Below are 10662 nucleotides of genomic sequence, written 5' to 3'. Positions count from 1 at the left end.
CAAATAACAAACCACCAACCTCCTGTTATTTGGGAACAAACCCAAGCTTGTTCATCCCTTCCTCTGGCTTAACCGTATCTCCGGTAATCAAGGAAGATGGGTCAGAGACAATAACGCGGTCACCATCGTCGATCCCGCCGACAACAATCCAGTTTTCACCCTCCTGCCTTTGAAGGTTAATCACTTTACGGACAACCTTATTCCCCTTGCCAACAACATACACATAAGGGGTATCTGCCAAATCGCGCATAACACCCTCTGCAGGAACTTCAAAGGTATTATCCTCTTTGCCTTCATGCAGAACAGCCCTGACATACATGCCAGGAAGTAAAAGCTTGTTGGGGTTGGGGAAAAGCACACGTTGAACCACTGTGCCCACCTGCTGGTCAACAATAACTTCCGAGAAAAGAAGCTCTCCCTGCAGGGGATATTGTGAGCCATCCTCGAGATAAAGGGTGACTTTAACAGCGCTCTTGCCGTTAATTTTATCGAGCTTATCCTGTTGTAGACGTTGCCTGATACGCAACTGCTCAACAGTGGGCTCATTAATATCAACATAGATCGGGTCAAGCTGCGTTACAGTTGCGATAGGATCGGTCTGGTTCGCTGTAACCAAGGCCCCTTGGGTTGCTACCGAGCGGCTGATACGCCCGCTGATGGGAGAAAACACCTTTGTATAGTCCAGGTCAATCTGCGCCCTGCGGACAGAGGCTTTATCATTGACAATATTCGCCTTGGTCTGCTTTTCGGTGGCCACCGCATCGTTATAATCCTGCAAGCTGACAGCAGAAATGTTCTTAAGAGGCCCATAGCGCTGGGCCCGTAAATGCTGGGTGGTATAAAGGGCTTCATCATGGACAAGCTGGGCCTGAGCATTCTCGTAAGCCGTTTGGTAGGGGCGTGGATCTATCTGATAAAGCTGCTGGCCTTTTTTAACATCTGCCCCTTCCACAAACATACGTTTCCACAAGATCCCTGTAGCCTGTGGGCGAATCTCCGCAATTTGGACGGAGTTTACACGGCCGGGAAGGTTAACTTGCAGCTCTGTGCTTTTCTTATGCACGGTTACAACATAAACCTGCCGGGCAGCCTTGCCTTTAGGGGGAGCTTTTTTTTCGCACCCTGCCAATGTGGCCGCAAATATGCTTAACCCTGTTGCTAAAATCGCCCACTTGGTCAAGCGCGCATCGAGCTGTCGTTTACAAGAAAAAAACTGCATTCTCTACTCCGGCTACCTGATATGAGCCTTAATTTCAACCAGAGTTACACCACACTCATCATTTCATGAAGTAACACTACTGTTGGACATTACCATTCGGTAGTTATCTGGAGATCACTCCCCAAGTCAAGAACTTTCATTCATTTCCTAATGATAGGTTAACCAACAAAAAATATCTTTAATTCCACGGTACTCTATTCATATCCATCGTTGGAAAGACCATAAAGGTAATATTGCAAAACCTTGTCCAAGGTCATGTTCTCCTCAGACCTCGGCCCTATTCCCCAACCTTGAAAGGATTCTGCTTGTCTTTCGGGGGTGATCAAGAATGATCCCTGCCACTGATCCTGCCCATTGGTGAAGACACAAGCCGTTTTTTATAAGTTTTTATCGTGATCCATTCTCTTAATAGATTAACAGAAAAAAGTTGGAACAATCTTTCTGGCCTCGTGTTAAAATAACCAACCATCCCCTTGCCAATGCAACCCTGTAGGGGCAACCCTGCAGGAGAAGGTAGTGGTGCTCTTTGATAAGGGCAAAATCCTTACAGGAGTAAAATAGCGTGCCTTTTATACCTTTTATGCCTTTCCAAGGAATATGGGCCAAGGAATACGGCTTCAATCCCTCACCTTTTCGGCTGGTCTCGTACTTGTAGCGGCTATGCTGTAGCTTATGATGCAGGCTCCATGTCCCACCTTCATGACTGCCACCTCCATGACTATAAGTCTTTATCTCTGTAAAATGACTGAATGATACAAGAACTGAATGATACAATAAGTGAAATGAGAACCCTTTACCCCCCAACATTCATTATTATCTCTTAACAAAGCTGTTATCCTATTCTCTTTCAGATAAAGGACATATAAAGGTGCGACAGGCCAGGTGTCTTCTTTTCTCGTGCAGGCGTAAGTTTTTATTTCTTCCTCGCGATATTCTGCATTTTCTGGCCTGTTTTTCTCTGGTGTTTAGCCTTGCTATACCTTCTGCTCAAGCTCAGTTCTTCAGCGCGCCTCAACCAGAGAGCCTTCATACCCCCAGCCATATTCACACCGTTCAATCCACCCCAGAGGAAGAGCAAAAAAAACCGTCCTCTCCCCCTGTTGCCGATCTGGCCAGCCCCAAGAAAACCGAAGCCAAACACGATAGCGAGCAACAAGATCTTACCCCCCCTTCCATGGCCTTGGGTGAACTTTTTGCAGCCATTGGGCAAGCCCATATTTTTACCGATGCCAAAACAGTAGCCGACATTATCCCCGATCGCCCCCCGGCAACCTTACTGAAATTGTATAACAAGCAAAAACAGCAGGATAATTTTAACCTTAAAGATTTCGTAGCCCAGCATTTTACCCAACCTCCCCTTAAAAAAGTCTCCTTTAACCCCAGGCCTGATATGTCTGTTCTGGATTATATTGCCGATATGTGGGAGGTTTTAAAGCGCGAGGCAGACCGCTACGAGCTCTACTCCTCCTTGCTGCCCCTTCCCAAACCTTATATTGTTCCAGGGGGGCGCTTTAGCGAGATTTATTACTGGGACTCGTATTTCACCATGATTGGCCTTTATGAGGCTGGAAAAGCAGAACTTCTACGAAATATGGTAATAGACATGGCCTCGCTCATAGATCGGTACGGCCATATCCCCAATGGAAACCGCACCTATTATCTGAGTCGCTCACAACCCCCTTTTTTCGCCTTAATGGTTGACCTCCTTGCAGAACAGGATGGACAAAAGGTCTATCTCACCTACCTTCCTGAATTACAGCGTGAGTATGATTATTGGATGAATGGGGCAGAAACCCTTAAAGCCGGAAAAGCCTACCGCCACGTGGTACGCTTAGCCGATAACACCGTTATGAATCGCCACTGGGATGATATGGACACCCCCCGTGATGAAAGCTACCCCCAGGATATTCATACCGCCCAACATATTAAAAACCGCCCCGCTGCTGAAATCTATCGCAACTTGCGGGCAGGCTCAGAAACAGGATGGGACTTTTCATCACGATGGCTGACCGATCAGCATACCCTTGGACGCATGAACACAACAGAATTACTGCCCATAGAACTGAATAGCTTGATGGCTCACCTCGAGCAGGTCCTAGCCCATGCCTATCTTTTAAAAGAGGATCCTGAAAAATCCCTGTTTTATGAGCGCTTGGCCCAAAAGCGCATCACGGCCCTCAACACCCTTTTATGGGATGAAAAACGAGAAGGCTATTTTGACTATAACTGGACAACCGGCCAACATACTCCCGTTTACAGTGCCGCCATGGTGGTTCCTCTTTTCCTGCATCTTGCCTCCCCGCAGCAAAGCCAGGCGGTAGCGCAGATCTTAAAAACCAAACTGCTTAAAAATGGTGGTCTTGTGGCTACAGACCAAAATAGTGGCCAACAATGGGATTTCCCCAATGGTTGGGCCCCCTTGGAGTGGATGGCTGTAAAAGGGCTCAATGCCTATGGCCAAGCTGCCCTGGCCCGCGATATTGCAACACGGTGGATGACCCGTGTTATTGCAACCTATGAAAAATCTGGCGTATTGTTGGAGAAATATGATGTCGTGGCAAAAACCATAAGCCCCGTCGGAGGGAAAGGTGGGGGAGAATATCCCATGCAGGTGGGCTTTGGCTGGACGAATGGAACCCTTTTGGGCCTGATGAACCGCTACCCTGAGGAGGCCGCAGCCATCCTGAAGAAAAACCCCCATGCAGCCCCCACTCTGGCTGTAAAATTCATGCCCCCTATTGATGCTTTTACCTCGGCAGGGCATAGCCTTATCAGTGCCCAGACCTCTTTGGAAAATCTCCCCGCTATCCCCTCGCATTCTCTTCTCAGGGTTGTGTTCCCTTATTTACAGGGCATTGGTTTACAAAGCATTGAACACACAGCAATGGAGGGGGAAACGGAGTGGACCTTTCCTCTTGCGGGTTCAAAGGTTAGCCCTTCGCAAGAATTCCTCACAGCGTTAAACAGGGCTATCCAGCCTAACGCCTTCTCTTCTACCCTCTTCCCATCTGGGGACTCTTCCCTTGAGGCGCCCGAAGCCTCCTTTTTAGAAAACACCCCTTAAAAACTCGTTTTTAGCCCTGATGCCATTCAACCATGGGAGAATTCCATCGGGCTTCAAATAACTTCGCCACATGAGGAAGATCACTAGTAATATCATGTGTTTTCAAGCTTTCACATCAGGTTTCAACCAGCTTTGCCACATGGGAAAGATCATCCGTAATATCGCGTGTCATATCGCATGTTTTCAAGCCTTTACGAGGACTATGGGCCAAAACATCCCTTGTATTTACCACGGCTTCATTCTGCATAGATTATCCTGCACAAACCATTCTACACAGAAAATAAGGAACTCTAGAGAAAGAACGTAACGCGCAGCATTCTCAAAGGGACCAAAAAACCGTCTTTAGTTTTTTTCTCTTAAACCGTACGACTTGCCATCCCGAAAGACCTTCGCGGAAAACAGCTCTCTTCTCTCTTCTCTCTTCTCTCTTCTCTCTTCTCTCTTCTCTCTTCTCTCTTCTCTCTTCAGGACATAAAAATCATGATCAACATAGTTTTGCTATATACACTTTTTACACGAGCGTAAAAGCCAGTTTTAGAGCACCCTCACCTGCTTTAAGGGCAACATTGCCCGTAAAACCATCAGTAACAACAATATCAGTCGTTCCTGCGGTAATATCGTGCCCTTCAACAAACCCATAAAACTGCTTTGAAAGAGGGCTCTCCTTGAGGATCTCCGCAGCAACCTTTAAGCGTTCATCACCCTTCAATTCTTCAGAACCAACATTCAGAAACCCTATAGAAGGAGCATTAAGACCTAAAACTGCTTTTGCAAAAGCATCACCCATAACGGCGAACTCTACAAGATTTCTCCAATCACAATGAACATTGGCCCCCAAGTCCAGCATCACAACATCACCCTTAACCGTAGGGCTAATGAATGATCAACTTATTAAAGTCATTGTAAGACAGATGCCGTAACAGGTCGTAAACCAGAGGCCAAGCGCAATAAAGTGCCCGCTTTACAGGATTGTCTGCAAAAGCGGGGTGTGCAAAAAGAAGTGTATATACATGTGTTTATACAACAACACCTAAAAAGCCGAACTCCGCCTTCGTAAGCCTGCAAACCTTAACAAGGGCAGCCAAGTGCTCTTTTCAGGTGCTCTTTTTGGGCACCTTAGCATACTCCTCCAAAACGAGCAGGAACCGACCACTATCCGCATTCCCATATCTGGAGTTTATGACTTGATTCTGATATCCCCCATTTTAGCGTAACCCAATAAAAAGTCATATGATACGCTTATACAGAGCCCGTATAATAAAGCTCCATATGCCAACACTCAACAAGCAAAAGCCCGTACCGCAAAAGAGGTCGACATAAAAAACAGCCTAATAAAAAACAGTCTAATACGTAAGCAGCAGCCTAAAGAGAGACCCAAAAGCCCGCTTACACTGCGAGGAAGACTTATCCCAAAGGGACGTTAAATTTGGGCTTCCATGAAAATACGGGCTGCCTTATGTTCCCACGGGCCTGCAAACCGCTCCAACCAATGTTCTGCCTGGGTTTTTCCGCCATGGGCAATAGAAAATAAAGGAGCAAGATATTGGCGTTCATCTTCCCCTTGCGCATTTTTAACCCCCCTGGCTTTAAGGCCTGCCTCTGCTAATTCCAATAAACGTAAGGCCCAATAGCGCATGGGTTTTCCTGCAAGGCTTGCGCCAATCCCTTTTTGGGGAACCTCCAAACGGGCCGCCACACATTGCTGATGAGAAAGGCCAGCGGCTAGCCCCACCGCTTCCTTTAAAGCAACCTCATCATAAAGCAGGCCAACCCATAAGGCAGAAAATGCCACCATCATTTCAGGGCTGCCTGCATCTGCACCCCGCATTTCCAAAAACTGTTTCAGACGTACTTCAGGAAACACCGTTGTTAGATGATCATCAAAATCCCCAATCGTTGGGGAGTACCCTACTAACAGCGGCGAAGGGGTGCCTTCCAGCCATGCCCTGAAGGAACAGCCAGCAACATCAATCATTTTCCCATCGCGGATAATAAAATACATGGGCACATCCAACGCCCAATTCACATAAGTGGCAAAGCTAAAATCCGGCGAGAAAAAACATTCTGGCATACCGCTACGCCCATTATCGGTATCAGTCCAAATACGGGCACGGTTAGACATTAAACCATTCGGTTGGCCCTCATAAAAGGGAGAATTGGCAAACAAAGCCGTAGCAACGGGTTGAAAAGCCATAGCCACCTGCATTTTCTGGCGCATATCCTCTTCTGAGGAAAAATCCAAATTGACCTGTACCGTGCATGTGCGGGTCATCATATCCAGGCCAAGCTGCCCAACCAAAGGCATATAGCGACGCATAATGGCGTACCGGCTTTTGGGCATCCAGGGCATGGCCTTTCGAGGATTTTCTGGGTGAAATCCCAAAGGAGCAAACCCTAACCCCAAGGGTTGGGCGACTTCTCGTACTTCCTGAAAATGCGTATGCAACTCGGCATGGGTTTCATGCAAGGTAGCAAGGGGGGCTCCAGAAAGCTCAAACTGCCCTGCTGGCTCAAGGGAAATGGAACGCCCCTTATTAGCACCCTGGCCTTTCAGGCCAATCAGGTTTTCTCCATCCATGATGGGCGCCCATCGTTCTGGCCCATTATTCTGCATGCCCGTTAAAACAGCACGAATTCCCCCATGATCATAAGCAGGAGGAGAAAAAGCTGGCTTTTCTGCCCCATCGGTTGCAGAGGGGAGAACAAAGCCAAATTTTTCATGCTCTGTTCCAATCCGCCAGTCCTGCCGGGGTTTTATGCCGTTAGAGAGCACAGCCACCATCTGTTCAAAAGACGTAATCGGTTGTGTATTAATTTCCGATGGATTGGACATTAAAATAAAGCCTTAAAACAAATACAGATATAACAACACTCTACACACCCTTACCCCCAAGGGCAGGTAATCCCAAGGACAAGAGCTGGCCCAACATATTTTTAAAGCCCGCACACGCCAGACCTTATCCTAAAACAGACCTTACCCTAAAACAGATTGGCTATGCAGCCCCCTGCTCAAAATTTTGACCTCGACACATCTTGCCCCTCTCGCACGATTTTACTCCATGCTTCAACTGAAGGCCAACATTGCAACAAGCCCAAAGCCGTAACCGCTGCCGTTTCAGCCCTGAGAATACACGGCCCTAAAGAAAGCGGTACAACAAACGGCAGGGAGAAAAAATACTTCTTCTCCCCTGGCGAAAAGCCACCCTCTGGCCCAATCAGAACCCCATCAGCAATGGGCAGGCCCTGCCTTATCCGTTGAACCAGTAACGACTGTGGTTCAAGATAGGGACCATTCTCCATTCTTTCAACAGCTACGGCCAGTATTTTATTGGGAGGCCAGGTTTGCAAAAACGCCTCTACTGCTTGAAGCGGCTCAAAGGTGGGAAGATCCATACGTTCACATTGCTCAGCAGCTTCACGGGCTATCACCTGCCAGCGTTCTTCCTTAACCTTGTGGGTATTGGAATGAGCACAAATCACTGGTGCAAATCTTCCCACTCCCAGCTCTGTCCCCATACGGACGACCAAATCTGTTGCCTCCCGTTTCAGGGGGGCGAAAGCCAAAACAGGGTCTGCTTCAACCGTAACAGGGGGGCGGGCCTGGGAGATAAGGCGGACATGACCCTTTTTCCTGTCTGTCACAACCAGTTCAGCCTCCCACTCTCCTGCCTGCGCGTTAAAAAGCCTAATACGATCTGAAACCCCACAGCGCATGACCGAAACCAGATAATGCATAATTTCTACTGGTAATGGGCAGAGCTGGCCTTCATAAGGGCTCTTGGTAAAATGATAATAAACCCTTGGAAGTGTCTGCATAACACACGCCTTATCCCTCGTAATGAAACCCGACAAGCCCAAAAAACCCTTGCCAGCCCAAAATTGCCTCTCACAACCTCCTTGTCAAAAATTATCCCTCAAAAAACCAGAGCAAGAAAGCCAGGGCAATAGGGTCTTTATGATCCAATTGGATGATCTGATTGATATCTCTTCATACTCCAAAAACCCTCTCCTGCCAAACACCTGCCACTCCCGGCCTATGGCAGACAGTTTTATGGCAGATCTGTCAAAAAACCTCCCTTTTGTGGCCCCACATGCCCTGCGCGTTTCATAACTTCATAACACGGATAGATAATATGTAAGATGGTCAAAAATTCTCCCTTTTTGCTCACTATTCCTACAGCTGCTCGCTACCCCTGCAACTTTCAGGCCCCGCAACTCTCTAGTCCCGCAGCGCTCTGGCCCTGCACATAAAAACATCACACAACGATTACATAGCCCTTCTTGAGGCCTCAATCTGGCGAGCTGTAATCCGTTCAGACTCCAGCGCCTTAAGGCCAAAAGCTCCAAACTTCAGTACCATACCCCCTTCTCCGTACTCCCATTGGCAAGACCATGGATCCGCCCCTTATAAGCCTTGCAAAATTTCGTGCCCTTCGGCGAAAGCATTCTTCTTTTTCCAAGACATCTTACAAGATTCACCCCAATCCCCTATCGTTGAAGCGCTTGCTCTGTCGCACGACGATCCTGGGTCAGGAGATCGGGCCAGAAGATCGGGCCAGTGGATCTGACCTGGGGATTAGGCCTAGGGACCAGACCTGGGGGCCCTGCGCCATAATCTCACCCGTGAAAATCAAACTTTCACACCACACATTCCATACGTTGTACGCGCTGTCGCAGTGCCATAATCACTATCCACCCGTAAGGTATGCCCCGTAAGATATGCAAGGAAACACGCCCTTCACGATACCATTCAATCCGCGCAATCTCCGCACCACCAAAACGATCGCTGCAATTTAACGACCACTACAATATATACGAATACCCTGAGCATCCAAACGCATAGCAGATTAAACGAATCCTACACCAACGCCGTCCTCTTTTCGTGCTGGAACCCCATACGGACTCATCATGCAGACACAACAGGCTGCAAGGGCAAAAAGCATAAAATATTGCATCTTGGCAGGGACATTCTATATGGTTATAAAACTATATGGTTATAAAAATAATGTTTTTTTAAGCGGATTTCCTGTATTCGTAAGGCTACTGCAGCCTTCGGAATTCTGGAAATTAAAAGGGCAATTGAAATGAGAGGTGAGAAGCAATAACCTTATGGCTGCTTATACTAGATAACGGCTTATGCTAAAAAACTTTCGTAACTTGGGCAAAACGTTTTTAAATAAAAATTTTAAATCTGTTAATCTCCTCTTGACCTTTTCATCGCGCTTATAGCCCTTTTTTAAAACATTTCCCTCTTCACAATCCTATTTTCTTCACGAGCCTGTTTTAAGATATCCCATGCCCCTTACCCCTACCCCTTCTGACATTGTCTATCATAACTGGATCAGTCGCCTGCCTTCTTCTGTCCAGCCTTATCTGATCCTTGCCCGGCTCGATAGGCCAATTGGAGCATGGCTGCTTTTTTTGCCAGGGGCGTGGTCTATCCTTCTTGCCGAGAAAACCCCCTCTATCCAACAATTCTGGCTACTTGCCCTTTTTGGAGCCGGCAGTATTATTATGCGCAGTGCAGGGTGTGTGATCAATGATCTGTGGGATAGGGATATAGACCGCAAAGTAGCTCGCACCGCCGATCGCCCCTTGGCCAGCGGACAGATTAGCGCAAAAAAAGCAACCATTTTCCTCGCTGTTTTGCTAAGCCTTGGCCTGCTCATTCTCCTCCAGCTTAACCCGCTTGCCCAAATTCTGGGGGCTTCCTCTCTTATTCTGGTGGCTTTCTATCCCCTTGCCAAACGCTATACCTGGTGGCCCCAGCTGGTCATGGGGTTTACCTTCGGTTTTGGTGCCCCCCTTGGCTATGCGGCAGCTGCCAATAAGGTTGATATGCTTTTGGGGCTGGTCTACCTGGCAACTATCTTCTGGCAGTTGGGGTATGATACAATTTATGGCTTTCAGGATATGGAAGATGATGCCCGGATCGGAGTAAAGTCCACCTCTCGCAGATGGGCTAAAACCCCACGCCGTTTTGTGGCCGCTTGCTATTGTGGCATGATCTTTTTTTTAGGAATAACAGGATACGCAGCCGCTCTGGGAATTTTATATTGGGGGAGCCTCGCTCTTGCCGCAGCTTATCTTTGCCGCCAAATCGTTCGGTTGGATACAACAAACCCTTCTTACTGCCTATACCAGTTTAAAGAGCACCGCCTGATAGGCATTATTATTGCCATAGGGTTCGGGTTTGGCCATTTTTCTTTTTAACACCTTTCCCTCTTCACTGTTTTAAAGAATTTACGCGCCTCCTTTAAGCTCACCTGTTTTCATCACGAATAACAAGCGCCTCTCTGCAACTCTGACGAAGCGGATTTGTAAAACGGCACCATCAGATTCCGTGATTGGAGCATTAATGGCGCTGATTGAACATCCA

The 10662-nt window shown here is 47.6% G+C and carries 7 protein-coding genes and 3 pseudogenes; 3 read left to right on the top strand and 7 right to left on the bottom strand.

Annotated elements, in window-relative coordinates; all coding sequences use genetic code 11:
* Positions 1-25 precede the first annotated feature (25 nt).
* Complete coding sequence (locus tag JGUZn3_RS03965; RefSeq protein WP_203414414.1) at positions 26-1219, bottom strand: efflux RND transporter periplasmic adaptor subunit; 1194 nt, start codon at positions 1217-1219, stop codon at positions 26-28.
* Positions 1220-2087: 868 nt separating this feature from the next.
* Here JGUZn3_RS03965 and treF point away from each other — a divergent pair.
* Positions 2088-4283 (top strand): alpha,alpha-trehalase TreF, encoded by a 2196-nt coding sequence (treF, locus tag JGUZn3_RS03960; protein ID WP_238996891.1) that lies wholly within the window; start codon positions 2088-2090, stop codon positions 4281-4283.
* Between the two features lie 115 nt (positions 4284-4398).
* Here the strand turns inward: treF and JGUZn3_RS12565 are convergent, their stop codons facing one another.
* From JGUZn3_RS12565 to JGUZn3_RS03945, 4 genes and pseudogenes are all read right to left on the bottom strand, one after another.
* Positions 4399-4530: a hypothetical protein gene (locus JGUZn3_RS12565; protein ID WP_275402852.1), complete on the bottom strand. Its 132-nt coding sequence runs from the start codon at positions 4528-4530 to the stop codon at positions 4399-4401.
* A gap of 267 nt (positions 4531-4797) precedes the next feature.
* Positions 4798-5160: pseudogene (locus JGUZn3_RS03955) on the bottom strand (phosphate acyltransferase PlsX); the annotation flags it as partial.
* A 543-nt stretch (positions 5161-5703) separates the two neighbouring features.
* Positions 5704-7116 (bottom strand): glutamate--cysteine ligase, encoded by a 1413-nt coding sequence (locus JGUZn3_RS03950; protein ID WP_203414413.1) that lies wholly within the window; start codon positions 7114-7116, stop codon positions 5704-5706.
* 176 nt (positions 7117-7292) lie between these two features.
* On the bottom strand, positions 7293-8099 hold the full coding sequence (locus JGUZn3_RS03945; RefSeq protein WP_203414412.1) for an RsmE family RNA methyltransferase: 807 nt from the start codon (positions 8097-8099) through the stop codon (positions 7293-7295).
* A gap of 139 nt (positions 8100-8238) precedes the next feature.
* Here JGUZn3_RS03945 and JGUZn3_RS03940 point away from each other — a divergent pair, with 139 nt between their 5' ends.
* On the top strand, positions 8239-8394 hold the full coding sequence (locus JGUZn3_RS03940) for a hypothetical protein (RefSeq protein WP_203414411.1): 156 nt from the start codon (positions 8239-8241) through the stop codon (positions 8392-8394).
* A 159-nt stretch (positions 8395-8553) separates the two neighbouring features.
* Here the strand turns inward: JGUZn3_RS03940 and JGUZn3_RS03935 are convergent.
* Together JGUZn3_RS03935 and JGUZn3_RS03930 are read right to left on the bottom strand one after the other, a co-directional pair.
* Positions 8554-8729 (bottom strand): annotated as a pseudogene (locus JGUZn3_RS03935) (ribosomal protein L16); the annotation flags it as partial.
* Between the two features lie 83 nt (positions 8730-8812).
* Positions 8813-9130, bottom strand: a pseudogene (locus tag JGUZn3_RS03930) (hypothetical protein); the annotation flags it as partial.
* A 448-nt stretch (positions 9131-9578) separates the two neighbouring features.
* On the opposite strand from JGUZn3_RS03930, the gene ubiA reads away from it, so the two are divergent.
* Positions 9579-10496, top strand: a complete 918-nt coding sequence (gene ubiA, locus JGUZn3_RS03925) for a 4-hydroxybenzoate octaprenyltransferase (RefSeq protein WP_203414410.1) — start codon at positions 9579-9581, stop codon at positions 10494-10496.
* Positions 10497-10662: the final 166 nt, after the last annotated feature.

Source organism: Entomobacter blattae (genome assembly GCF_014672835.1).
GTDB classification, from domain to species: domain Bacteria; phylum Pseudomonadota; class Alphaproteobacteria; order Acetobacterales; family Acetobacteraceae; genus Entomobacter; species Entomobacter blattae.
Note: the sequence above shows the minus strand (reverse complement) of the source record. Positions and strands in the feature narration are given on the sequence as shown.

What these genes read in the sequence shown, in the direction of transcription:
- JGUZn3_RS03940 (WP_203414411.1), top strand. Translation starts at nt 8,239, where the DNA reads ATGATCCAATTGGATGATCTGATTGATATCTCTTCATACTCCAAAAAC.
- JGUZn3_RS03950 (WP_203414413.1), bottom strand. Translation starts at nt 7,116, where the DNA reads ATGTCCAATCCATCGGAAATTAATACACAACCGATTACGTCTTTTGAA.
- JGUZn3_RS03945 (WP_203414412.1), bottom strand. Translation starts at nt 8,099, where the DNA reads ATGCAGACACTTCCAAGGGTTTATTATCATTTTACCAAGAGCCCTTAT.
- JGUZn3_RS12565 (WP_275402852.1), bottom strand. Translation starts at nt 4,530, where the DNA reads ATGCAGAATGAAGCCGTGGTAAATACAAGGGATGTTTTGGCCCATAGT.
- JGUZn3_RS03965 (WP_203414414.1), bottom strand. Translation starts at nt 1,219, where the DNA reads ATGCAGTTTTTTTCTTGTAAACGACAGCTCGATGCGCGCTTGACCAAG.
- ubiA (WP_203414410.1), top strand. Translation starts at nt 9,579, where the DNA reads ATGCCCCTTACCCCTACCCCTTCTGACATTGTCTATCATAACTGGATC.